19 protein-coding genes are annotated in these 24,423 nt (G+C 73.2%); 7 read left to right on the top strand and 12 right to left on the bottom strand.

Annotated features, from left to right (window positions below; all coding sequences use genetic code 11):
- Positions 1 to 123 precede the first annotated feature (123 nt).
- Positions 124 to 588 carry a cupin domain-containing protein gene (locus tag AC0HI0_RS05860; RefSeq protein WP_015100898.1) on the top strand — a complete coding sequence of 155 codons (465 nt, stop codon included), beginning with the start codon at positions 124 to 126 and terminating at the stop codon, positions 586 to 588.
- 183 nt (positions 589 to 771) lie between these two features.
- Here the strand turns inward: AC0HI0_RS05860 and AC0HI0_RS05855 are convergent, their stop codons facing one another.
- Genes AC0HI0_RS05855 through AC0HI0_RS05835 form a run of 5 tightly spaced genes read right to left on the bottom strand, consistent with a single transcriptional unit; the run spans position 772 to position 8,895 of the window.
- Complete coding sequence (locus AC0HI0_RS05855; RefSeq protein ID WP_480931216.1) at positions 772 to 1,755, bottom strand: aldo/keto reductase; 984 nt, start codon at positions 1,753 to 1,755, stop codon at positions 772 to 774.
- The gene (locus AC0HI0_RS05850; protein WP_480931215.1) at positions 1,755 to 3,482 is read right to left on the bottom strand and encodes a CocE/NonD family hydrolase; all 1,728 of its coding nucleotides are present in this window, start codon (positions 3,480 to 3,482) and stop codon (positions 1,755 to 1,757) included. Before AC0HI0_RS05850 ends, AC0HI0_RS05855 begins: the two co-directional genes overlap by 1 nt.
- Positions 3,475 to 6,045 (bottom strand): N,N-dimethylformamidase beta subunit family domain-containing protein, encoded by a 2,571-nt coding sequence (locus AC0HI0_RS05845; protein ID WP_480931214.1) that lies wholly within the window; start codon positions 6,043 to 6,045, stop codon positions 3,475 to 3,477. The genes AC0HI0_RS05850 and AC0HI0_RS05845 overlap by 8 nt, the downstream gene beginning before the upstream one ends.
- Positions 6,046 to 6,085: 40 nt before the next feature.
- Entirely contained in the window at positions 6,086 to 7,000 is a 915-nt protein-coding gene (locus AC0HI0_RS05840; protein ID WP_480931213.1) for a helix-turn-helix domain-containing protein, read from the bottom strand.
- A gap of 14 nt (positions 7,001 to 7,014) precedes the next feature.
- Positions 7,015 to 8,895, bottom strand: coding sequence for an ABC transporter ATP-binding protein (locus tag AC0HI0_RS05835; protein WP_480931212.1), 1,881 nt, complete (start codon positions 8,893 to 8,895; stop codon positions 7,015 to 7,017).
- A 246-nt stretch (positions 8,896 to 9,141) separates the two neighbouring features.
- Between AC0HI0_RS05835 and AC0HI0_RS05830 the strand changes: the two genes are divergently transcribed.
- Genes AC0HI0_RS05830 through AC0HI0_RS05815 form a run of 4 tightly spaced genes read left to right on the top strand, consistent with a single transcriptional unit; the run spans position 9,142 to position 13,791 of the window.
- Complete coding sequence (locus tag AC0HI0_RS05830; RefSeq protein WP_480931211.1) at positions 9,142 to 10,734, top strand: ABC transporter substrate-binding protein; 1,593 nt, start codon at positions 9,142 to 9,144, stop codon at positions 10,732 to 10,734.
- Positions 10,735 to 10,740: 6 nt separating this feature from the next.
- Positions 10,741 to 11,685: an ABC transporter permease gene (locus AC0HI0_RS05825; RefSeq protein WP_480931210.1), complete on the top strand. Its 945-nt coding sequence runs from the start codon at positions 10,741 to 10,743 to the stop codon at positions 11,683 to 11,685.
- Complete coding sequence (locus tag AC0HI0_RS05820; RefSeq protein WP_480931209.1) at positions 11,682 to 12,542, top strand: ABC transporter permease; 861 nt, start codon at positions 11,682 to 11,684, stop codon at positions 12,540 to 12,542. The genes AC0HI0_RS05825 and AC0HI0_RS05820 overlap by 4 nt, the downstream gene beginning before the upstream one ends.
- Positions 12,543 to 12,564: 22 nt before the next feature.
- Positions 12,565 to 13,791: a multidrug effflux MFS transporter gene (locus tag AC0HI0_RS05815; RefSeq protein ID WP_480931208.1), complete on the top strand. Its 1,227-nt coding sequence runs from the start codon at positions 12,565 to 12,567 to the stop codon at positions 13,789 to 13,791.
- 22 nt (positions 13,792 to 13,813) lie between these two features.
- Here the strand turns inward: AC0HI0_RS05815 and AC0HI0_RS05810 are convergent, their stop codons facing one another.
- From AC0HI0_RS05810 to alr, 4 genes are all read right to left on the bottom strand, one after another.
- Complete coding sequence (locus AC0HI0_RS05810; RefSeq protein WP_480934261.1) at positions 13,814 to 16,951, bottom strand: caspase, EACC1-associated type; 3,138 nt, start codon at positions 16,949 to 16,951, stop codon at positions 13,814 to 13,816.
- Positions 16,952 to 16,971: 20 nt separating this feature from the next.
- Entirely contained in the window at positions 16,972 to 17,343 is a 372-nt protein-coding gene (locus AC0HI0_RS05805; protein WP_480931207.1) for a hypothetical protein, read from the bottom strand.
- 83 nt (positions 17,344 to 17,426) lie between these two features.
- Positions 17,427 to 18,395 carry a D-alanine--D-alanine ligase family protein gene (locus tag AC0HI0_RS05800; RefSeq protein ID WP_480931206.1) on the bottom strand — a complete coding sequence of 323 codons (969 nt, stop codon included), beginning with the start codon at positions 18,393 to 18,395 and terminating at the stop codon, positions 17,427 to 17,429.
- Complete coding sequence (gene alr, locus AC0HI0_RS05795) at positions 18,388 to 19,557, bottom strand: alanine racemase (RefSeq protein ID WP_480931205.1); 1,170 nt, start codon at positions 19,555 to 19,557, stop codon at positions 18,388 to 18,390. The genes AC0HI0_RS05800 and alr overlap by 8 nt, the downstream gene beginning before the upstream one ends.
- A gap of 200 nt (positions 19,558 to 19,757) precedes the next feature.
- On the opposite strand from alr, the gene AC0HI0_RS05790 reads away from it, so the two are divergent.
- Complete coding sequence (locus AC0HI0_RS05790; RefSeq protein ID WP_480931204.1) at positions 19,758 to 21,914, top strand: helix-turn-helix domain-containing protein; 2,157 nt, start codon at positions 19,758 to 19,760, stop codon at positions 21,912 to 21,914.
- A gap of 12 nt (positions 21,915 to 21,926) precedes the next feature.
- Here AC0HI0_RS05790 and AC0HI0_RS05785 read toward each other — a convergent pair whose 3' ends face one another.
- Complete coding sequence (locus tag AC0HI0_RS05785) at positions 21,927 to 22,472, bottom strand: sigma-70 family RNA polymerase sigma factor (RefSeq protein WP_480931203.1); 546 nt, start codon at positions 22,470 to 22,472, stop codon at positions 21,927 to 21,929.
- Positions 22,473 to 22,598: 126 nt separating this feature from the next.
- Complete coding sequence (locus AC0HI0_RS05780; protein WP_480931202.1) at positions 22,599 to 22,979, bottom strand: hypothetical protein; 381 nt, start codon at positions 22,977 to 22,979, stop codon at positions 22,599 to 22,601.
- A 464-nt stretch (positions 22,980 to 23,443) separates the two neighbouring features.
- Here AC0HI0_RS05780 and AC0HI0_RS05775 point away from each other — a divergent pair, with 464 nt between their 5' ends.
- Complete coding sequence (locus AC0HI0_RS05775) at positions 23,444 to 24,100, top strand: hypothetical protein (protein WP_480931201.1); 657 nt, start codon at positions 23,444 to 23,446, stop codon at positions 24,098 to 24,100.
- Between the two features lie 3 nt (positions 24,101 to 24,103).
- On the opposite strand, the gene AC0HI0_RS05770 is transcribed toward AC0HI0_RS05775, so the two are convergent.
- Positions 24,104 to 24,283, bottom strand: a complete 180-nt coding sequence (locus tag AC0HI0_RS05770) for a hypothetical protein (RefSeq protein ID WP_480931200.1) — start codon at positions 24,281 to 24,283, stop codon at positions 24,104 to 24,106.
- Positions 24,284 to 24,423: the final 140 nt, after the last annotated feature.

The following is a 24,423-nucleotide window of genomic DNA, read 5'->3' as shown; positions in this document are numbered from 1 at the left end:
CCTCAATGGACTCCGGGAGGCCAGTGACAGGACCCCTGCCGTGAGTGTCTTTTTCCGCCGGCCCCCGCCGACGACCATTCGTGGTGCGGAAATGGTTGCTTGACCTGTAGGGAGCGAAGAGGCATGGGCAAGTACGATCACCTGTTTGTCGAGAACATGCTGGAGTGCGCCGACGACCTGGTCAACGAGGGGGCCGCGGCCGGTGGCGAACGCCCGGCCAACATCGGCAACCCGTTCGGGCTGATGCGCGGGATCGACGTCGACCTGAGCAAGGTCCACATGGCCTACAGCTGGATCAACCCGACCTCCGAGCAGGTCCACTGGGTGAACGACCACGAGCACAGCTACGACGAGGTGCTCATGTGGATGGGCAACGACCCGGACAACATCCACGACCTCGGCGCGGAGCTGTACCTCGACATCGAGGGCGAGCGGCACACCGTGACCACGACCGGCGCGGTGTTCATCCCCGCCGGGATCCGGCACTGCCCGCTGGGCTTCAACTGGGTGAAGCGCTCGTTCTCGTTCATCGCGCTGTCGCTGAACCCGGACTACGCCTCCGACGAGAACGTGCCGAAGCACTCCTGAGCCGGGGGTCGTCGCGAGCGCGGGCCGGGCGGTTCCTCCGCCCGGCCCGCGCTCCGGTTCCGGCGGGCGGCGGCCCCGCCGGTGGCCCGTCGGGCCGGTTGCCGGGGGCGCGTGCGGCCGGGCGCTGGGGTGTTCGGGCGCGCGTACGGGCCGGGCGGAACCTCCGCCCGGCCCGTCGGCGTGTCAGGGCACCATCGGACCGTGCCCGGCCCCGGTCGTCCGCACCGCCGACGCGATCTCGGCCAGGTCCTCCGGGTCGAGGTAGAGCGTCGTGGCGGGCAGCCACCCGTCCACCTGGGCGGGCGTGCGCGCGCCGGCGATCGCCGTCGACACCCCCGGCACCGACGTCGTCCACGCGATCGCGACCGCGCCGACCGACACGCCGTGCCGTTCGGCGATCGGGCGCAGGGCGTCCTGGAGCGCGAGGTTGCGCTCCAGCGCGGGCGGCTGGAACTCCGCGTTGCGCGAACGCCAGTCGTCGGTGGGCAGGCCGGCGGCGCGTTCGGCGGTGAACGTGCCGGTCAGCAGGCCCGCGCCCATCGGGCTGTAGACCAGCACGCCGGTGCCGTTGCGCTCGCACCACGGGATCACGTCGCCCGCGGCCTCCCGCTTGATCAGCGACAGCGGCGGCTGGAGGGTCTCCACGGGGCCGACCGCCTGGCACCGCTCCAGCAGCCCGACGTCCAGGTTGGACACCCCGGCGTGCCGGACCTTGCCCGCCGCCAGCAGTTCCAGCACGGTCCCCCAGGACTCCTCGATCGGCGGGCCGTTGGGGTCGGGGGCGTGGATCTGGTAGAGGTCGAGGTGGTCCACGCCCAGCCGGCGCAGCGACGCGTCGCACTCGCGGCGGATCGACTCGGGCGTCAGGTCCTGGTACTCGACGCCGTTGTCGTCCCACACCAGGCCGCACTTGGTGAACACCAGCGGGCGGTCGGCGGCCGGCAGCGCGGCCAGCGCGCGGCCCACCACCTCCTCCGCGTGCCCGAACCCGTACACGGGCGCGGTGTCGATCCAGTTCACGCCGCCGTCGAGGGCGCGGTGCATCGCGGCGATCGACTCGTCGTCGGACTGCGAGCCCCAGCCCATCACGCCGGGGCCGCCGGTCACCCAGCTGCCGAAGCCGACCGCGCTGATCTCCAGCCCGGTGCCGCCCAGTTCACGTGCCATCAGGATTCCGTTCGGTAGGGACGGGTCGCGTCCGGCGGGACCACCGGCAGCACGACGCGGGACAGGGCCGGACCGCCGTGGTGCACGGTCTGCAACGCGCTGACCACCTCGCCCGAGGTCCCGGGCAGCTCGCCGGTGTTCGGGTTGCGGTCGAAGTGCGGGAAGTTGCTGCTGGAGACCTCGATCCGGATGCGGTGGCCCGGCCGGAACACGGTGCTGGTCGCGCCGAGGTCGATGCGGTACTCCACCACCTCGCCCGGCGTGAGCAGTTGCGGCACCTCGCCCCGGTAGCGGGCGCGGATGATCCCGTCGCTGATGTTCTGCGCGTAGCCGCACGGCCCGACGTCGACCAGTTTCGCGGTCCAGTCGGTGTCCAGGGCGGTGGTGGCGGCGTGCAGCACGACGGTGACCGGGCCCGTCACGTCCAACGGCGCGGTCAGCGGTTCGCTGGTGTAGACGAGCACGTCCTCGCGGGCCTCGATCGGCCGCTGGTCGTACACCCCGCCCTGGGTGTGCACCGGGCTGCAGCACAGCGCGCCGCCCAACGTGGGCACCGGGTTGCGCGGGTTGTAGACGTAGCTGTCCGGCGGCTGGTCGCCCGGCGTCTCGCGGGACAGCTTCCCGTCGCCGTCGAGCGTGTTGGCCCGGCCGGCGCTGTGCAGGTACCAGTCCTGGTACTCGGTGCCCGGCAGCGGCCACGAGTCGGCCACCCGCCACTGGTTGGCTCCCATGGCGTAGAGCAGCACCGACGGGTCGTCGCCCCCCGCGCCGCGCAGCCACCGGTCGAACCACCGCAGCTGCAACCCCTCCGCGTCCAGCGCTCCCGCCGACGAACGTCCCCCGAAGTTCATCGAGCCGACCGGGTTGCTGCGGAACAGCCCCTCGTGCGGCCACGGCCCGACCAGCAGCCGCTGCCGGTCGCCGACCGGGCTCTGCGCGGTCATGCCCGCGTAGTTGGCCAGCGTGCCGCCCAGGAACGTGTCGTACCAGCCGCCCAGGTTGAACGCGGCCACCGTCATCTCCGAGTAGGACCGCGAGACGTCCAGCCGCTCCCAGTACTCGTCGTACTCGGGGTGGCGCAACCACTCCTGATAGTAGGGCGCGACCTTGTCCAGGTAAGGGTGGTCGGCCAGCGGCAGCACCCGCGCGGTGTCCGGGAACGCGTCGGAGGCGTCGATCAGCGCTTCGCGGACCGACGCCGGCACCGACGGGTCGCGGCCCGCGTTGTGCGCGGCCAGCGACAGCGTCCAGCCCAGGCTGAACCCGAGCTGGAACGCGCCGCCCCGGTACACCCAGCCGTGGTGGTAGCTCGACGCGGTCACGTTGGGCGCGATCGCCTTCAACGCGGGGTGCCCCGACATGGCCGCCTGCCACTGGGTCACGCCGTCGTAGGAGCCGCCGAACATGCCCACGTTGCCGTCGCACCAGGGCTGCGAAGCGGTCCAGTCGACCGAGTCGTACCCGTCCTCGCGTTCGAACACGAACGGCGTGAACGTGCCGTCCGACGCGCCGCGGCCACGGGTGTCCTGCATGACGACGGCGTACCCCGCGGACGCCGCGCGCAATGCGAACGTGCCGTACATGCCCAGGCCCGTGCGGTCGTAAGGGGTCCGGAAGATCAACGCGGGACAACGCTGCCCCACCGGTCGGTACACGTCGGCGCGGAGGACCGTGCCGTCCCGCATGGGGACGGCGACCGCGCGATCAACAGTCAGTGATTCAGTCATTGTCCGCCAGCCAGTGGTCGAGGACGTTGCGGGTGAGGGTGGACAGTCCGTTGTCGTAGCCGTTGGCGGACAGTCCGCTGCTGAAGGAGATCGAGCCGGTGGCGAACACCGAGCCGCCTCCGCGCGTGGTGAAGTACACGATGTCCGAGCGCACGTCGGGGTTCTCCGTGGCGCCCATCCCCGGGTGGGTGCCGCTGAGCTCCTCGACCGCGAACTGGTAGCCGTCGCCGAGCCCCTCGGAGGTGGCCAGCACGACCGCGTCCGGTGGGCTGCCCAGCGCCGGTTCGTAGCGGTCGATCTCGTTGCCGGCCGCTCCCCCGTTGTCCAGCGACACGTCGCCGAACACCTGCGGCACGTCGTCCAGCAGCGGTTTCGCCCCGTCCCGGTGGGCGTCCGGGCCGACCCGGTACCAGCCGGACGGGCCGCCGCCCTGGGCGCTGAAGCCGACCCCGAACACCTTCTGCGGCGCGCGGTTGCGCCCGGCCCACAGCCCGCCGCGCTCGCCGGTCGTGGCGTGGTGGTACTCGCCGGGCTTGGCCTGCCAGCTGCGGGTGCCGTTCTCGCCCCGGCGCAGCTCCATCACGTGCGGCAGCTCCGGGTGGAACGAGACCACCCAGTAGTAGCCGTTGCCGCCCAGGTAGGCGAGGTTGCCGCCGCCGTCCACGTACTGCTCGATCGCGTCGATCATCCGCTCGGAGGCGTACTCCGGGTGCGACCCGGTGAGCACGCCCCGGTAGCGGCGCAGCAGGTCCGCGCCCTCGGCGTGCAGGTCGTGGTCGGTGATCACGTCGAACGAGTAGCCCAGCGTGGTCAGCCAGTCGAGGATGTACAGGTCCGAGGCCAGCATGAACGGCGACAGGTGGATCCGGAACCCCGGTGCCAGGGTGAGGATCGGCCGCCGCCACGAGGTGTAGCAGACGCCGCTGCCGTCGGTGTGCCGCGCGTACGCGGAGTGCCCCAGGTCGTAGCGGTGCTCCAGGAACACCGTGCCCGGCGGCACGACCGGCACGTACCCGAGGCCGCGTTCGTTCGAGTACGCCAGGTAGGTGGCGGTGGGCAGCATCAGCGCGAGCCGACCGGTGGCCACGCCCGCCGGCGGGCGCACCACGAACGGGATGGACCGCTCGCACGAGCCGTCGACCGCTTTGACGTGCAGCGCGTACACGCCGCTGTGCAGGGCGGCGGGCACGGTGAACTCGTGGCTGGGCGTCCAGTCGGCGTCGGCCAGCGAGTCGTCGTGGAAGTGGATCGCGGCGTACCCGCGCGGGTCGACCGCGTAGTGCTCGACCCGGCCGGAGAAGTGCCGCCCGGTCACGCCGCGCACCGGCAGGTTCACCAGCCGCCCGTCCAGGCCCGGCCGGCCCACGCACGGCACCACCAGGCCCGCCGCGGTCTCCCCCGGCTCGAACGCCCAGCGCAGCGGCGCGTCGTGGTCCTCGGACACGGCGGCGACCAGCGCGGCCCGGGTCAGCGGGTGCGGCCAGAAGCCGGGGCGCTCGACCTTGCCGTTGTAGTGCCCGGAGTCCGGGGTCCGCGCCCCGAACAGCAGGTCGCCGTGGTCGGCCGGGGTGAACGCCCCGGTGACGCGCTGCTCGACCACCACCGGCCGGTCGTCCACCACGATCGGGCTCAGCCGGCTGTTCACGCTGGTCACCAGCGGTCTGGTGACCAGCACGGCGCGGCCGGTCGCCGGGTCGTAGCTCGCCGCCAGGCCGTGCCACAGGTGCAGGGCCAGCGGGGTCTCCGCGCGGATCGCGGTCTCCTGGGTGCCGTCGCCCAGCCAGAGCGTCGGCCGGCCCACCTCGTCCACGCCGAGCGCGTAGCCGCGCGCGCCGTCGTTCCAGCGGGCCAGCACGGCCTGCGGCCCGCCGGTCACGTGCGTCGGGTGGACGTAGGCGGCGATCGCGAACCCGCCGTCGCCGGTGGTCGCGCCGTGCGGGTCGCGGACCTCGACGTGCGAACCGGTCCGGGTGCGCTGGGCGTGGCCCCGGTGCCGGCCGAGCCAGGCGTCCGGCACGCGTTCGACCCGCACGCCGGGCCCGGCCGGGTCGTCCACGGTGTGCCGCAGCCGCAGCAGCTCGGTGGTGTACTCGCCGACGCCCTCGGCGCTGACCATGAACGTGATCGCCTCGCCGGGGGCGGCGCTGACCCGGTCGGCGTAGCCGAGCAGGACCGGCCCGTCCTGTCGCAGCTCCGGGCCGTCCACCGCGTCGGTCGGGGGCTCGCCCCAGCCGAACACGTCGAACAGCTCGCGCCGCAGGCAGGCCTCGCGCGCCTGGTCCTCGGCGGTGAACACGCGCCGGTCGGCGAGCCGGTAGGTCTCGCCGCGCCGGGCGGGCGGGTGGACCAGGCGCCACTGGCCGGTGCCCGTCTCGTGCACGCAGACCCGCTCGGCCGGCGGGCGGCCGTCGAGGAACCGCGCCAGGCGGCTGAGCGGTTCCTGGTGGACCGCCTGGGGATCGCGGAGCCAGGCGGTCACCAACTCTTCGGTGAGCAGCGGGCGGAGCTGCTCGGCAAGGCGCTCGGCGAACCGCGCCCGGATGGCCACAACTGAGGAGTCCATGTACCGACGCTAAGCAGCGGGCCCGCGCACGGGCAGCCCGTCAGGTCGGCGGCCGTGTCACTGAGCGGAGGTGATCCGCGCCGCTGACCCGGCGGCGGAACTCGCCGGGGCTCAGGCCGCACTCCCGCTTGAAGAAGCGGCCGAAGTAGGACGGGTTGTCGAACGACAGCCGCTCCGACACCTGGGCCACGGTGAGGTCGGTGTGCGTCAGCAGCCGCTTGGCCTCCACGGCCAGCGCCGCGCGGATGATCTCCGCCGGGCGCTTCCCGGTGGTCCGCTTCACCACGTCCGCCAGGTGCTTGGGGGTGACCCCGATGCGGCTGGCGTACCCGCGCACGGACTGCTCGTGCGGCAGTTCCTCGCTGACCAGCCGGAGGTAGCGGCGGGCCAGCGCGGTGCCCCGGTCCTCCTCCACCGCCCCGGTGCCCGCGTCGTGGTGCAGCCGGCGCATCTCCACCAGCAGGATGTGCAGGTACGCCTGGAGCACCGACACGTCCGCGCCGCCGGGCCGCCGGTACTCCCGGTCCAGCGCCGCGATCAGCGCGGTCACCGGGCCGATCTGCTCGGCGGCCAGGTGCAGGGCGTGCCCGGTGCCCAGCGGGTCCAGCGCCAGCGAGCGGCGCGGTGACACCCGGTCGCCGTACTGGGGCACCAGGAACTCCTCCTGGAACACCATCACGTGCCCTTCCAGGGGGTCGCGGCGCTCCCAGAACTGCACCTGCCCCGGCGCGATGAAGTACAGCGTCACCGGGGCCACCTGGTAGGGCACGAAGTCGATCACGTGCGTGCCCGACCCGCCGGTCACGCAGACCAGCTCGTAGAACTCGTGGCGGTGCGGGTAGGGAGCGTCCGACCAGGGCGACAGGTCGGCGAACGACCCGATGGCGAACCCCGGCGGACCGTCGGCGATCAGCGGGTCGTCGAAGCGGTGGATCGGCAGGGGAACGGCCTGCACGGGACCTCCCGATGTCACTCGTACGAGGCCGCGGGGTGCGCGACCCCGTGCGCGGCGGGTGGGGTGATGCCGGGGTTGGCGGCCAGCAGGCTGCGGGTGTACTCGTGGCGCGGCGCGGCCGCGATCTCCGCCGGCGTGGCCACCTCGATCAGCTTGCCGTCCTTCATCACGCCGACCCGGTCCGCCACCGACAGGATCAGGCTCAGGTTGTGGGTGATGAACAGGAAGCCGAGGTCGTGCTCCCGGCGCAGGTCCAGCAGCAGGTTCATCACCTGCCCCTGCACCGACACGTCCAGCGCCGAGGTGGGCTCGTCGGCCACGATCAGCCGGGGTTCCGGGGCGAGCGCGCGGGCGATGGCGACCCGCTGGCGCTGGCCGCCGGAGATCTGCGCCGGGATCCGGTCGACCACCGACTTGGGCAGCCCGACCTCGTCCAGCAGGCGTTCCACCCGGCGGCGCAGCGCCGGGCCGCGCAACGTGGTCAGCTCGCGCAGCGGTTCGGCGATGATCCGGCCGATGGTGTGCCGGGGGTCCAGCGAACTCTGCGGGTCCTGGAAGACCAGCTGCACGGTGCGGCGGAACGCGCGGGTCTCGCCTTCGAGGCCGCGCGGGGTGTGCAACTGGCCGGCGACGCTCACCGTGCCCTCGGTGGGGTGGTCCAGCGCCGCGACGATCTGGCCCAGCGTGGTCTTGCCGCTGCCGGACTCGCCGACCAGGCCGAAGAACTCGCCCGGCCGGATGCTCAGGCTCACCCCGTCCACGGCGTTCATCCGCTCGCGCCGGCGCAGGCCCAGCACACCGCCGGACCGCCCGCTGCGGGTCACGAACGTGCGCCGCACGTCCTTGACCTCCAGCAGCGGCTCGGCTGCCTCGACCGCCTCGGCGGCGGCCCCGGGCACGGCGGGCGCGGGCAGGTCGACCGGGCCCGACCCGGGGTTCCAGCACGCGACCTCGACCGGCCCGATCGCGATCGGCGGCGGTTCCTCGGTCGCGCAGCGGTCCACGGTGTGCGCGCAGCGTGGCTGGAACCGGCAGCCGGGCAGGTTCGCGCCCGCCTCCGGCACCGACCCGGTGATCGCGGGCAGCCCGTCGACGCGGCGCACCCCGACCTGCGGGACGCACTCGACGAGGGCGCGCGTGTAGCGGTGGCGGGGCGAGTTGAGCACCTCGGCCGCCGGACCCGCCTCGACCAGGCGGCCCGCGTACAGCACGGCGATCCGGTCCGCGATCTCCGCCGCCACCCCCATGTCGTGGGTGATGAACACGCACGCCATCCGGTGTTCCTGTTGCACGCTGCGGAACAGCCGCAGGATCTCCGCCTGCGTGGTCACGTCCAGCGCGGTGGTCGGCTCGTCGGCCAGCAGCAGGTCGGGCCCGGCCATCAACGCCATCGCGATCATCACGCGCTGCTGCATCCCGCCGGAGAGCTGGTGCGGGTACAGGTTCGCGACCCGCTCCGGATCGGCGAACCCGACCTCGCGCAGCAATTCCAGCGCACGGGCCAGCGCCGCGGCCCGCGCGTCGCCGCGGGCACCGGCCGGTTCGTGCGCCTCGACCAGTTGCGCGCCGATCCGCTGCGCGGGGTTCAGCGAGTCCAACGCCTCCTGGAACACCATGCCGATGCGCCTGCCGCGGAACGACCGCATCTGCGCGGCGCTCAGCGCGTTCAGGTCGACCTCGTCCAGCCGCACCTCGCCGGTGGTCCGCACCGGCGTGACGAACTCCAGCAGCCGGATGACCGACAGCACGGTCACCGTCTTGCCGCTGCCCGACTCGCCGACCACGCACAAGGTCTGCCCGGAGTCGAGGGTGAGGCTGAGTTCGTGCACCAGTTCGGTGTCCACCTCACCGGTGGGCACGGCGACCGAGAGGCGGTCGATCTCCAGTAGCGACATGGGTGTCATCCCTTCCGCCGGCCCGTTCGGCCTGAGAATCCGGTGATTCTGTACACCGATGACCTCGACGGACAAGGATTTCCGGAAACTGTGCAGCCAGAGACAAACGTCTGTCCACAGTGGCGGGTTCGTACGGGGCCAGTTCGCCTCAGTGACATAAAAGCCGACATCGGCGTCTGTGCGACCCCTGTGAGCCGGACTACGTTTCCGGCCACCGACCTGCGGAATCAGGCGCGAGGAGCCGCAATGGAGCGCACCGAATCACGTCGTCTCAGGCACAGGATCGCCGCCCTCGCAGTGGTCGGGCTGGTACTCACCGCCTGCGCCACTCCCAAGGGCAGCACCACCGGCGACGCCGGACCACCCACGCGTGGGGGGAATCTGACCGTACGGCTGGCCCAGGACCCGGGCTCGCTGGACACGGTGAAGAACTCCAACGCCGGGACCACCTACATCGGTCACGAGGTGTTCGAGCAACTGGTCACCATCGACGCGAACTACCAGCCGCAGCCCGTGCTCGCGGAATCGTACAAGAAGGCCGATGACGGGCTCGGCTTCACGTTCACCCTCCGCAAGGGGATCGTGTTCGCTGACGGAACACCCTTGCGGGCGGCAGACGCCGTGGCGTCGCTGCGCTACTGGGTCGACAACGGCAGCTACGCCGGGTCGCTCAAGCCGGTGCTCAAGGACATCACCGCGCCCGACGAGAGCACCGTCGCGGTGTCGCTGAGCGCGCCGTTCAACCTCGTGGCGCTGATGGCGACCAGCCACGGCACGGGCATCCGCAAGGAGTCCGACATCGCCGCCGCCGGGCCCACCGGCATCCCCCGGGAGAAGTCCGTCGGCACCGGGCCGTACAAGGTGAAGACCTGGACGCCGGGCCAGGAGATCGTCTTGGAGCGCAACGACAAGTACCAGGCGCCCAGTGGCAAGTCCAGCGGGTACGCCGGGGCCAAGAACGCCTACCTGGACACGATCACCTACAAGGTCGTGGCCGACTCCGACGCGGTGCTCAACGGTCTGCAGACCGGGCTGCTCGACGTCGCCGAGCCGTCGCACGACCAGTACGACCAGATCAAGCGCAGCGACACGCTCAAGATCGGGGTCGAGGGCGCGGCGAACATCCAGTACGTGGCGCTCAACCACAACTCCGGGTCGATCTTCAGCAAGCCGCAGGCCCGGGACGCGATGAACCTGATCGTCGACAAGGCGGCGGTGATGGCGTCACAGGGCGTGCCCGAACTGGTGTCGCCGAGCAACGGCGCGTTCGCCACGCAGACCAACAAGGGCATGTACTCCGAGGCCGGCAAGGCCAAGTGGGACCAGCACGACCCGGAGCGCGCCAAGCAGCTGTTCGCCGAGGCCGGGCTGCAGCCGGGGCAGACCGTCCGGATGATCACCACCGACGAGTTCCCGCAGTTCAAGGACGCGTTGGTGCTCATCCAGAGCCAGTTGCAGAAGATCGGGATCACGGCGAGCATCGACAGCTACGACTTCGCCACCCTGATCGGGCGCAAGAACAACGAGCCCAACAGCTGGGACGTGCTGGCGCTGATGGACGACGCCAACCCGCCCGTCCCGTCCTACAGCGACAACGTGCAGGGCATGGACAACATGGGCTACCCGCGCGACCAGCTCGCGCCGCTGCTGTCGAACTACAACGCGGCCGACACGCCGGAGGAGCAGAAGCAGGCGATCGACAAGATCCAGGAGTTCACCTCCCAGAACCTGCCGACGCTGACGCTCTACAACGCGAAGTCCTATGTGGCCTTCAGCTCCAAGGTGCGCGGCTACGAGGGCTGGGGCATGGAGTTCGCCGACGTCTGGCTGGCGGGGTAGGCCCCGGTGGCGGCTGTCGTCCTGCGCCGGTTGCGCGATCTGCTGGTCGTGCTGTTCGTCGTCGGCACCGTGCTGTTCTTCCTGCTGCGCTCCATCCCGGGCGACCCGGCCCAGGTGCTGCTGGGCACCAAGGCCTCGCCCGAGCAGCTCGACCGGCTGCGCCGGGAACTCGGGCTGACCGGACCGCTGCACGAGCAGTACCTGACCTGGCTGGGCAACGTGCTGACGGGCGACTTCGGCACGTCGATCAAGTACCAGCTGCCGGTGCCGCAGATGATCGTCGACCACATCGCGCCGACCTTGACCCTGGCGGTGCTCGGCACGGTGATCAGCTTCCTGCTCACCGTGCTGATCGTCACCTGGGTCACCGTCTCGCCGCACAGCCGAGCGGCCCGGTTGGTCAACCGGGCCGCGCAGTTCGGGCTCGCCCTGCCCGAGTTCTGGCTGGCGCTGGTGGCGGTCTTCCTGTTCGCGCTCACCCTCGGCTGGTTCCCGACCAGCGGGTACACCCCGCTGTTCGAGGACCCGGCGACGGCGATCACCCAGCTGGCGCTGCCGGTGGCGGTGCTGGTGGTGGGGCAGACCGCGTTCCTCACCATCACCATGGAGGAGAGCGTGCTGGGCGAGCTTTCCCAGCTCTACCTGCGCACCGCGCGGGCCAAGGGCGTGGGCGAGCGGCGGATCGTGCTGCGGCACGTGCTGCCCAACTCGATGCTGCCGGTGCTCACCACCGTGGGGTTGAACTTCGCGTCGCTGATCGGCGGCGTGGTGGTGATCGAGAGCATCTTCGTCATCCCGGGGCTCGGCACCATGCTGCTCGGCGCCGTGTACGCCCGGGACTTCCCGCTCATCCAGGGAGGGGTCATGTTCATCGCGTTCCTGTTCGTCGTGGTGAACCTGCTGGTCGACCTCGCCTACGCGCTGGTCGACCCGAAGGTGCGGGTGTCATGACGACGGTCCTGTCGACCTCCCGGGCGTTCGCCCGGCGCAACGCCACGCTGCTGATCGCGGGCGGCCTGCTGGTCGTGCTCACGCTGCTGGTGCTGGTGCTGCCGCTGTTCCTGCCCGACCCGAACGCGCCCGACCCGGTGCGGCGGCTGCTGCCGCCGTCCGGGGAGCACCCGATGGGCACCGACAAGTACGGCCGCGACCTGTTCGCCCGCTGGGCGTCGGCCGGCCGGGTGTCCATCGGGATGACGTTGCTGATCACGGTGTGCGCGGCCACGCTGGGCACGTTCATCGGGCTGGTGGCGGGCTTCTTCGCCCGCGCCGGCACGGTGGTCATGCGGGTCGTGGACGCGTGGATGGCGTTCCCGTCGATCATCCTGGCGATCGTGTTCGCGGTCGTCGTCGGACCGGGGATGCTCAGCGAGCTGCTCGCCGTGACGATCATCTTCACCCCGTACACGGCCCGGATCATCCGCAGCCGGGTGCTCGGGCTGACCACCCGCACGTACGTGAAGGCGGCGCGGGTGTCCGGGATGGGGTCGTGGAAGACGCTGGCCGTGCACGTCCTGCCCAACACGCTCCCGCTGGCGGTGGTGCAGTGCGTGCTGCTCTCGGCGGGCGCGATGCTGATCGACGGCTCGCTCAGCTTCCTCGGCCTGGGCATCTCGCCACCCACCGCCACCTGGGGGAACATGGTCTCGGACGGGCGCACCTACCTCCAGGACCACCCGACCATGGTGTTGTTCCCGGGCCTGACCATCGCGCTGTTCGTGTTCCTGCTCAACCTCGCGGGCACCAGCCTGCGGGCGTTCGTCGACCCGAGGGCGCGGATGCTGCTCGCGCAACGGCGGCGTCGGTGAGCGCACTGCCCGGCGGGTGCGCGTGAACGGCCCCCCGCGCACCCGGCGGCTCCTGCTGTTACTCGGAGCCCTGTCCACGTTCGGCCCGCTGTCGATCGACCTGTACCTGCCCGCGCTGCCCGCGCTGGCCCGCAACCTGGAGGCGACCGACGACGCCGCGCAGTGGAGCATCTCGGCGTGCATGATCGGCTTGGCCCTCGGGCAGCTGTTCATGGGGCCGTTGAGCGACAAGATCGGCCGGAAGAGGCCGTTGTTCGTCGGCGTGGCGACGTACACGGTGGCGTCGCTGCTGTGCGCCACCGCGCCGTCGATCACGGTGTTGATCGTGCTGCGGCTGGTGCAGGGGCTGGCCGGGTCGGCCGGGATGGTCGCGGTCGAGGCGATGGTCCGGGACCTGTACGAGGGTCGGCAGATGGCCCGCATCCTGTCGCTGCTGATGCTGGTGGGCGGGTGCGCGCCGATCGTCGCACCCGTGCTGGGCGGCCAGCTGCTGCACTTCACCGACTGGCGCGGGCTGTTCGTGCTGCTGGCGGTGATCTCCGCGCTGCTGCTGCTCGCGGTGATCGCCCTGCCGGAGACGCTGCGCCCGGAACTGCGGCACGCGGGCGGCATGCGCCGCGTGCGCGCCGGGTTCTCGGCGGTGGTCCGGGACCGGATGTTCGTCGGCTGCACGCTGGGCACGAGCATCGGCAGCATCGCGCTGTTCATCTACATCTCGATCAGCTCGTTCGTGCTCGAAGGCGGGTACGGCGTGAGCCCGCAGGTGTTCTCGCTGATCTTCGGGATCAACTCGGTGGGGCTGGTGCTGGGCGGCTGGCTCAACTCGCTGCTGCTGCGCCGGTTCACGCCGGAACGGCTGCTGGTCGCCGAATCGCTGGTCGCCCTCGGGGCCAGCGCGGTGGCCTTGGTGGCGGCCGTGCTGCACGCGCCGCTCGCGGTGTTCCTGCCGGTGCTGTTCTTCACGATCCTCAGCGGCGGCCTGGCTTCCCCCAACGCGACGGCGCTGGCGCTCATGCGCCACCCGGCCAACGCGGGCACGGCCGCCGCGCTGCTGGGCAGCACGGGTTTCCTGTTCGGGGCCCTGTTCGCGCCGCTCGCGTCGTTGAGCGGGGCGAGTGCGATCGCGATGACGTGCGGCATCACCATCGCCCGCATCGGTTCGTGGCTGGCCTACGCGCTGGTGGCACGCCCGCAGCGGGCCGCCCGGGAACCCGATCCGGCACCGCGCGCGCCGTGCGCGGGCGACTGAGCCGAAGGCCGCGAGGTGGCGGCTACGGCCAGGACTTCACCACGGCCGCCACCGCGTGGGGATCGGTCAGCCCGAGCTTCTGGAGCAGCGCGGAGGTATCGACCAGGACCACGGCGTGCCGCCCGGTCGCGGGAGCGGAGAGTTCGACCAGGATCGCCAGCGCGTTCGCCGCCAGGACCGCGGCGTCCTGGAAGCGGTTCTCGTCGTACCTGGCGCTGCCGAGCAGGACCAGCGCGGTGGGCAGGACGCCGATGTCCGCGCCCAGGTGGGCGACACCGGCGTCGCGCACGACCAGCACCGCCATCGCGCACGCCGTGGTCGAGTCGTCCAGCCGGCGCGCCAGGCACTGCGTGATGGCGAGTTCGGCCAGCGAGCCGACCAGGAGCCCCGGCGGGAAGTGCGGCGGGAAGTCCTGGTCGGCGCGCGCGTAGGCGGTCGCCGTCGCGACGGCGAGGTGACCGACGCGCATCGCTTCGGCCAACTGCCCGGCCCGGCGCAGCGTCGCGGCTTCCCGCAGCAACTCCAGGACGTGCCCCGGTCCGGTGCGCACGGGCGTCGACCGGGCGGGCGGGCTCGGGGGCGCGGCCGGTTCGAGCGCCGGCGCGCGTTGCACGGCCTTGCGGGGTTTGCGGGGCCGGGGCCGGTTCCCGCGCAGCGCGATGGCCGAGTGCGGACGCCGCTCCCCGCCGACCGCGCTGTGGATGCTCTCGCGGGAGACCGTCGCCGACACCGTGCGCTTGGTGCCGATCTGCCGCGCTTGCAGGTGCACGACGCCGTTGACGTCGCACTCGACGGTGATCTCGATGGACGGTTCGCCGCGCGGCGCGGGTTCCAGCGCCAACCGCAGTTCCGCGATGGCCGTGGCACCGGACGGGGTGGTGCCCGGCGCGAACTGGTGGAGGCGGACCTGCGCGGCCGGCTGGTTGGCCCGGGTGGTGGTGAACGCCTCGGCGCGCTTGGCGGGGATGGCGGTGTTCCCGCCGATCAACGTCACGACGGTGCCGTCCGCTTCGACCCCGAGCGCCAGCGGGGCCACTTCGAGCAGCGCGACCTCGGGGACGTCGCCGGTGAGCACCCCCGCCTGGAGGGCCGCGCCGAGCGCGATCGCCTGGTCCGGGTCCACCCCGCCGACCGGGTCGCGCCCGGTCAGCCGCCGGACGAGGTCGGCCACGGCGGGCATCCGGGTGGCACCGCCGACCAGCAGCACCTCGTCCAGGTCGGCGACGGCCGCGCCCGCCAGGTCCAGCACGCCCTCGATCCGCGTCCGGCAGCGGTCGAGCAGGTCGGCGGTGAACTCCTCGAACTCCTGCCGGGTCAGCGTTTCCCTCAGGTGCCGGGGCTCGCCCCCGGAGGACGACAGGTAGCTCAGGTTCACCGTCGTGCTCTCCTGCCGCGACAAGGCGATCTTCGCCTTCACGGCGGCGTCGCGGACCAGTTGCGCGACCCGGGGACCGCCCTGCACGGCGGCCCCGCAGGTCTGGGCGAACCGGGACAGCAGCCACTCGGCGATGCGCCCGTCCCAGTCGTCGCCGCCCAGGTCGTTGTCGCCCGAGGCCGCGCGCACCTCCACCGAGCCCTCGGACAGGTCCAGCACCGACACGTCGAGCGTGCCGCCGCCGAGGTCGACGACCAGGACGGTGCGCCGCCCGCCGCGCGCGGTCACGCCGTAGGCCAGCGCGGCGGCGGTGGGCTCGTTGATCAGCCGCTGCGCGTGCAGGCCCGCCATCCCGGCGGCGTGCACCAGCGCCTCGCGCTCGGCGACGCCGTAGTAGGCGGGCACGGTGATCACCGCGGCGTCCACCGTCGTGCCGAGGTGCTGTTCGGCGTCCAGGCGCAGCCGGTCGAGGATGTAGGCCGCTGCGGTCTCCGCCGTGCGGGGCAGGCCGTCGACCACCGTCACCCAGTCCGTGCCGAGCTTGCGCTTGACGGCGAACACGGTCCGCTCCGGGCGCGCGGCGGCCCACGCGCTCGCCACGACCCCGACGTCGACCCCGCCGTGCTCGGGGAACCCGACGACGCTCGGCGTCAGCACCGCTTCGTCGCGGTTCACCACGACCCGGGGGCCGTCGTCGCCGACCACCGCCACGGCGGAGTTGGTGGTGCCGAAGTCGATCCCCACGGCGTGCCGACCGGCCGGGGCGACCTCCCGGTCGCCGTCCGGGCCGGTGACCGGGAGCGGCACCCGGCTGCCGATCCGGCTCTGCCACACGGCTTTGGCCCGCGCGGCCACCTCGTCGTCGGCGTCCCGGGTCAGCGGGATCAACGCTTCCCGCGCCGCGTCGCGGATGCGCGGCGTGCCCTCGTCCAGCAGCCGTTCCAGGCCGAGCGCCGCGCCGTAGCGCTCCCACGGCTCGGCGCCGACCACGGCGCGGTGCAGCGCCACCGGGATCATCGGGGCGTGTTGGCTGCCCAGGTAGAGCGACCGGATGTTGCGGCCGATGTAGAACGAGCCGCTGAGCCGGTCGACCGACAGCTCCGGGGTCTGGTTCGGCACCTTGAGCTGCACCTCGCGGTGGATGTACCGGTAGAGGTCGTCCACGCTGATGTGCCCGTCGGCGTCGACGTCCGCCGCGCCGGTGCGCAGCCCCTCGACCACGGTCGAGGTGAAGACCGACGGCTGGCCGGGTGCCACGCTGCGCAGCGTGGACTCGTGGGCGTACTGCAGCGCCGCGCACGCGGTGATCACCGCCTTGCCCTGGCCCTCGAAGTGCTGCTCGACCTCGACCCGCGCGGACGCCTTCGCCGCGCGCGACCGCATGCCCTTGACGTAGCTGCCGCTGAAGCAGCAGTCCAGCATCAGCACCACCCGGCGGCAGCGCGACTGCTCGATCCGCTCGTTGACGAAGTGCGCGGACACCCCGGTCGCGGCGAGGTAGTCGTACTCGGTGTCCTTGGCCACGAAGTGCAGTTCACGGCTGGCGTCGGCGCGCTTGCCGTGGCAGGAGAAGTGCACCAGCAGCAGGTCGTCGCGGGCGGCGTCGCCGAAGAACCGCTCGACCTCCCGGCGCACCGTCCGGGCCGACTCCTCGGCGACCACCCGGACGTCGAACTCGCCCACGGTGTAGGAGCCCAGCACGTCGGCCAGGTCGCGCGCGTCGGCCGCCGCACCGGGCAGGTCGGTGAACCGCTCGTCGTGGTAGACCTGGTTGGCGACGATCAGGGCGCGCTTGCGCGGTGCGCTCAGCGTCCGCCGCCCGTCCGCTCGACGAAGTGGCGGACCAGCTCGTCCTGCTGCTCGGCGGTGGCGTTGGTCAGCGCCAGGCGGTGCTCGCCGATGACCACCTCGACCTCGTTGACCCCGGCGCGGCCGAACCACGTGCGCACCCGGTCGGCCAGCACCCGCACCAGCCCGGAGTCGACGATGCCCTGCACGACGACCAGGCCCGCCTCGACCAGCTCGACCCCTCGGGTGCCCTCCGGGGCCGGCCCGGCGGCGGCGCGGGTGCCCTCGACGCCGGACTCCCGGAGGTCTTCGATCAGGTCCTGCACGGCGTCGTCCAACTCCAGGGGAGTCAGCGCCTCGTCCACGACGCGCACCACGGCACTGGTCATCTCGGGAACCCCTTCTCGTCGGCGCAGTGGATATAGCCGGTGGGAGGGGCCGCGTTACGCCGGGTGCCGGGCGCGGCACCCGATCAGCGGCGCAGCGCCGTGTCCAGCAGGACGTCGAGGAGTCGGCCGTAGTCCAGGCCCGCCGCCCGCCACATCCTGGGGTACTGCGACGCCGCGGTGAACCCCGGCATCGTGTTGACCTCGTTGACCAGCGGCTCGCCGTCGCGGTCCAGCAGGAAGTCGACGCGCAGCAGCCCCCGGCAGCCCAGCGCGCGGAAGGCGCGCACGGCCAGCTCGCGCAACCGGGCCGCCAGCGGCTCGGACAGGTCCGCCGGGACGGTGAACACGGTGCCCCGGTCGACGTACTTGGCCTCGAAGTCGAAGAAGTCCCGCCCGGGTACCCCGATCTCCAGCGCCGGGCTCACCGCGAGGCTGCCGTCCGGGTGTTCGAGGACGCCCAGGTCGATCTCCCGGCCGGGCACCGCCCGTTCCACCAGCACCTTCCGGTCGGCCTCGCGCGCGGTGCGCACGGCGGCGTCGAGCCGGCCCCAGTCGTCCACTTTGGACACTCCCACGCTGGAGCCGGCCCGAGCGGGCTTCACGAACACCGGCAGGCCCAGGTCCGCCCGCTCGCGCGCGGAGACCACCACCGCCTCGCGCAGGACGATCGACTCGGCCACGCCGATCCCGTTGGCGGCCAACAACCTCTTGGTGAAGTCCTTGTCCATCCCGACCGCGCTCGCCAGGACGCCGCTGCCGACGTACCGGATCCCGTGGGACTCCAGCGCCGCCTGCACCGTGCCGTCCTCGCCGAACGGGCCGTGCAGCAGCGGGAACACCACGTCGACAGCGGTCAACGCCTCCAGCGCGGCGAAGACGCCGAGCCCGTCGCCGTCGCCGACGTGCCAGCGCCCCTCCCGCGTGATCCGCACCGGCACGACCTCGTACCGCGCCGGGTCGAGCGCGGAGAGCACGCTGTGCGCCGACCGGCACGACACGTCGTGCTCGCCGTTGCGCCCGCCGAACAGCACGGCGACCTTCACCTCAGCCACGGTTCACTCCCCCGACGTGACGGCGCGGCACCCGGCCGCCGATCCTGGTCAGCACCTCGTGCGGGTTCGTCCCGGCCCACTTCGCCCAGTCCAGGACCGTGGGCTCGCCCCGGTCGCCCGGCCCGTACAGCACGACCTCGTCCCCGATCTCGGCCCGACCGCCGGCGTCCACCACGAACTGGTCCATGGCGACCACCCCGGCGACCGGTCGGCGCTCGCCGCCCACCCACACCTCTGCGTGGTCGCCGGCCGCCCTCGGCACGCCGTCCGCGAAACCCAGCGGCACCAGGCCGAGCGTGGTCGGCCGGGACGTCGTGTAGCGGTGCCCGTAGGACACGCCCGTGCCGGCCGGCACCCGCTTGGCGTTGACCAGCCGGGCGCGCAGCGTCAGCGCGGGCCGCAGCCCGTAGGTCCGCTCCGCGACCGGCTCCACGCCGTAGACCGCCACGCCCGCGCGGACCAGGTCGTAGTGGGTGCCGGGGTGGCCGAGCGCCGCCGCCGAGTTCGCCAGGTGCAGCAGTTCGGGGTCCAGGCCCGCGCGGCGGGCCCGCCGGACCAGGTCGTCGAACAGCCTGAGCTGCCCGCCGACGCCGGGGTGCGCCCACCGGTCGGCGTGCGCCAGGTGCGACCAGATCCCCCGCACGCGCACCACGCCCCGGCGTTCGGCCGCGCGCGCCGCCGCGACCAGGTCGCCCCAGTCCTCGGGCCGGGCACCGTTGCGGGACAGGCCGGTGTCGGCCTTGAGGTGGACCACCGCGCGCGTCGAGAGCCGGGCCGCGTCCTCGGCGACCGAGCGCAGGTGCGGCACCGAGGACACCGAGATGTCGACCTCGGCCCGGATCACCGCGCGGAAGTCCTGGCCGGGCGCGGTCAGCCAGCACAGCACGGGCGCGGTCAGGCCGGCGTCGCGCAGTTCCAGGGCCTCCGCGCCGGACGTCACGCCCAGCCAGGTCGCGCCGTTGGCCAGCGCGGTCCGGGCGGTGCGCACGCTGCCGTGGCCGAACCCGTCGGCCTTGACCACGGCCATGACCCGCGCGTCGGTGCGGCCGGCGACCAGTCGGACGTTGGCCGCGACGGCGTCGAGGTCGACGCACGCCTCCGCGGTGACGGCGGCGGGCATCGCGTCCGGCGGCGCGACCCCGTACTGCACTGCTCTCGACACTGCGCTCCTCCCCCGTGCGGCCGGTGCGACCGCTCAGCCCAGGTTGCCGCCGGGATGTCCGCGGCTCGTCCGCGGACTGTCACGGCTCGGTGACGGAACCGCGCCAACGTGAAAATCCTTCGGCCGCGATGAACCGGCGGGCCGACCCGGTGCGTTGTCGGGGTTGAACGCCAGCCGGGACGGAAGGGGGACCAGCAGCCATGTCCGGGAGACTCGCCGAACTGCTGCGCCAGCACCGGGCCAGGGCCGGGTTGACGCAGTCCGAGCTGGCCGCGGTGTCGGGGGTCAGCCTGCGGGCGATCAGCGACATCGAGCGCGCGCACGCGGTCCGGCCCCAGCAGCGCACGGTCGACGCGCTGGCCGCGGCGCTGGCGCTGCACGGCGAGCCCCTCGACCGGTTCCGGCGCAGCGCCCGGCCCCGGCGCACCGGCCGGGTGGCCGCGCGGGAGCGGCGCACCGACCCGGACGACGGGCTGGTCGGCCGCGAGCGCGACTCGGCCCGGCTGGGCGCGCTGCTGACCGGCGGCGCGGTCGTCGTGCTGCACGGTCCGCGCGGGGTCGGGAAGTCGGCGCTGGCGCGGCACGCGGCACGGTTGTGGCGGGATCGCTTCCCGGACGGGCAGGTGTTCGTGGACCTGTGCGGCTCCGAAGCCGACCCCGTGCCGCCGGCCGTGGTGTTCGGGGCCGTGCTGGACGCGCTCGGCGCGCCGCCGCGCAGCAGGCCGGGCGGCACCGACGAACTGGCCCGGCTCTGCCGGCTGCGGCTGCGCGACCTCAAGGTGCTGCTGGTGTTCGAGGACGCGGCCGACGAGGAGCAGGTCCGGCCGCTGCTGGTGCACGGCGCGGGCTCGGCCGTGCTGGTCACCGCCCGGCAGGAGCCGGCCGAGTCCGGGATCGCGGTCGAGCCGCTGGAGGAGCGCGCGGCGAGCACGCTGTTCTCCGCGATCGTCGGCGCCCGCCGGATCGAGGCCGAGCCGATGGCGGCGCAGCGGATCGTGCAGGCGTGCGGCGGGCTGCCGGCCGCCCTGCGGGTGATCGGCCTGTGCCTGGCCCGCAGCCCGCGCTGGACGCTCGGCGACGCCGCCCGCAAGCTCGACCGGGAACGCGGCCCGCAGGCCCCGTTCACCCTGGCCTACCACCGGCTCGGCGACGAGGCGGCGCTCGCGCTGCGCAGGCTCGCGCTGTCCCCCGTCGCCGAGGTGACCGCCGAGACCGCCGCCGAGGCCACCGGCCTGTCGCCGGACGCCGCCGAGGGCGCGCTGGACGACCTGGTCGAGGCGGGTTTCCTGGACCAGGACCGCCGCCTGCACGACCTGGTCCGGGTGTTCGCGCGGAGCAGGCTGCACGCCGAGGAGGAACCGGCGGCCACCCGGCCGGCCGAGGTCCGCGTGGTGCGGGCGCTGCTCGCCGGACCGGACGGGCAGCGGACCCGCGTGCTGCGCGCGGGCATCGACCTCGGGCTGTGCGACGACGTGTCCGACGCGGTCGGCCGACAGGTGCCCGCGCACCACACGTGGACCACGGTGTTCGCGCTGGGCGTGCACGCCGCGCGGATGTCCGGCGACCGGCACGCCGAAGCGGCCCACCTCAACCGGATGGGCCGGGCGTGCGCGCTGGACGGCCGGGTCGACACCGCGATCGAACTGCACGACCAGGCCCGCCAGGTCGCCGCCGAGGTCGGCGCGCGGGACGAGGAGGCGCTGGCGCTGCTGCACCGGGGCGTGGCCGAGCACCAGGCGGGCCGGCCCGGCCGCGCGCTGTCCTGCGTCGACACCGCGATCCCGCTGCTGGCGGCCGACGAGGACGACAGCCGGCTGCACCTGGCCCGCTCGCTGCGCGGGCGGCTGCTGGACGCGGTCGGCCGGCACACCGAGGCCGTGGACGCGCACCACCACGCGGTGGCCTGGCTGCGCGGCGACCTCGACTGCGACACGCCCGCGCTGGCGACCGCCGCCGCGCGCTGGGGCAACAGCCTGGCCGCGCTCGGCCGGTGGCGGGAGGCGTGCGGCGCGTTCCGCGAGTCCGAACGCCTCTTCCAGGCCGCCGGGATGCCGTTCGACGCGGCACGGGCCGGGCTGCGGATCGCGTCGGCGCTGCTGCGGCTCAACCGGCACGCCGACGCCCAGCGACGCCTGGAGGAGGTCGACGACGTGCTGCGCGACGGGCTGTGGCCGCGCACCGCGAGCCTGCTGCGCGCCCTGGACGAACTGGCCGACGCGGGCGGCAAGCTGTGGGCGCACCGGTTCCGCGAGCACGCCGCGGCGGCCTACGAGCGCGGCGGCGACACCGGGGCGGCGCTCGTGCTCCGGGACGTCCTCGGCGACGACGCCCCCGTGGGCCGGGCCGCCGGCGGGTGAACGGCGGCGGGGTCACCAGTCGGCGGCGGTGACCCCGTAGCCCGCCAGCACCTCGGCGAACGCGATGGTCGCGTTGTGCACGCGGGACTTGACCGTGCCCACCGGCACGCCCAGCGCGGCGGCGGCCCGCTGCCGGGTCCGGTCGAGGTGGTAGACCTGCCGCAGGGCTTGGTGGTGCGTCGGGGTGAGCCGGTCGAGCGCCTGGTCCACCACGCGCCGCCGCACCACCTGGTCGGCGAAGTCGACGCCGCCGGGCAGCAGGTCGAAATCGTCGTCGCCGAAGTCCAGCGGCCGGACCCGGTCGCGCCGGCTCCAGTCGACGACCAGGTTGCGGGCCACCCGGAACAGCCACGGGCGGACCGAGTTGCGCTGCGCGGCGAGCGTGGTCTCGTTGCGCCAGGCCCGCAGCACGCACTCCTGCACGACGTCCTCGGCGCGGTGCGGGTCGTTGGGCAGCAGGCTGCGCACGTAGCGCAGCAACGCCGTCGCGTGCTGGTCGTAGACCGCCGTCGCGAAGTCGCCACCCGCGCGCGTGCCGTCGGACGTGCTCTGGGACATCGCAGTGGCCTCCCGGCGTCGCGGACCGGACCAGTGCACCGACCCGGACCTCCGGAGGCCACGTGGAAGAACCGGCAGAAACGAGTTCTGCCGGTTCTCCTCGACCGCACGGCGGTGCGGCGTGGGTCAGTGGACGGCCACCGGGATGGTGCAGCCGGAGGTCGGGAACTTGCCCTTGGCCTCGATGTAGGTGTCCCAGCCGTCCAGCGTGAGCGACTTGGACCGGCAGGTCTTCCAGCTGCCGCCGACGTACTTGGAGCCGACGACCCGCACCTTCTGGTCGCCGGACCAGGTGCGGGTGGCCGACCAGCAGTGGCCGGGCTCCTGGATGGTGGTCGAGAAGTCGCCGAAGTCCACGTAGGCGCTGTAGTCGCTGCCGTAGTTGCAGAACTCCAGCTGGTAGGTGCGCGTCGCCGCGCCCGCCGTGCCGGTGGTGAACGCGGACATCACGCCGACCGCGACCACCGCGAGAGCGGCGGAGGCGAGCCTGTGCCGAACGGATCGCACGTGTGCATCCCCTTGTCTTCCCTGGGCTGTACTTCCGACGCACAGAGGACCACCCGCAGCGGTGCGGCAACCAGGAAGAGCGACCGGCAGGAGCCCGGCAGGACCGGTGACCGACCGGTCACCCGGTGGCGCGGAAAGCGGACCGGGACGGGAAAAGGGGGTGGCCGGCGGGCCCGTCTCCTCGGTCCGCCGACCACCCCTGGAGGTGCGGTGCCCTGCCCACCGCGACCTCGGCGGACCGGACCGGGGCTCGACGACGCCGGCGGTTGGGGAGCGCGACGGCCCGGTGCCCCGGTCCGATCCGCCGTCCAGTCCACCAGCCGGGCCCGGTCCGGACCAGGCAGGACCACCGGCAGAACCGGAGGCGGGCGGCTCCGTTCGGCGGCACCCGCCGCCGACCTCGCGCCGGACGCGCGGCAACCCGTTGCTAGCCTTGGCCGACCGCGCCCCGGGGAGGAAGAGTCGTGTCGGACAGCTTCATGGTCGCCGCCCGGATCCCGATGACCCGCGAGGGTTTCGACCGGTGGCTCGACGCGCCCACCCCGGACCTGGGCGTGATCGCGAACCCGGAGGCGCTGTTCGACGGCTGGTTCTGGGACGGCCGCCGGGTGACCGACGAGTGGGACGACGTCGAGGCCACCACGCCTCGGGAGTTCTTCGCCGAGCAGGTGGAGGCGGCGTGCGACGGGCAGCCCGCGATCACCGTGCTGCTGCACCGGGACGGCGCGCTGGAGGCGTACCTGTTCCACCTCGGCTACCGCGAGGCCGAGGTGCACACGGCGCTGCTGCTGCTCGCCGGCGCGGGCGCGCACAAGTCCGAGCCGGCGGAGGACACCGTGCTGTTCTGGGCCGAGACCAGCGGGAGCCTGTTCCCGGCCGACGGCAAGGGCTGGCTCGCGGTCCTGTCGGTCGGCCGCGACGGCGCGCGGTTCGTCGCCGAGCGCGACCTCACCGGCCCGGTCGCCGGCCTCCAAGCGGCGCAGGAGCGGTTCTTCGACCTGATCGACCGGCAGGCCGCCGACGAGGAGGAGTGGGACTGGGACTCCGGCGAGCCGTTCCGCACCACGACACCGCGCGGTCCGTCGTTCGTGGACCCCGAGGTCGTGCGCGACCTGGAATAGCCCTCACCCGGTGGCCTTCCACGACGTGCAGCGGCGTTCCAGCGCGACCGGGACCTGGTTGAAGACCGACCCGATGACCGGGATCGTCACGATCGCGATCTTCGACGTCGCGCCGATCCCCAGCAGCAGCACGAGGACCGGTAGCAGGGCGAGCGCGGCGGTGTTGCGGAACAGCTCCAGCACCGGGTTCAGCAGGTCTGCTGATCGGCCGGTACCAGCCGATCGCCAGGCCCAGCGGGACCCCGATCGCCACCGCCCGCCCGAACCCGGACAGCGACCGGGTCAGGCCGTCCCGCACGTCGCCCGCCAACCGGCCGTGCAGC

This window comes from Saccharothrix sp. NBAS 001, from assembly GCF_056640475.1.
This window is presented reverse-complemented; position numbering and strand designations above follow the sequence as displayed.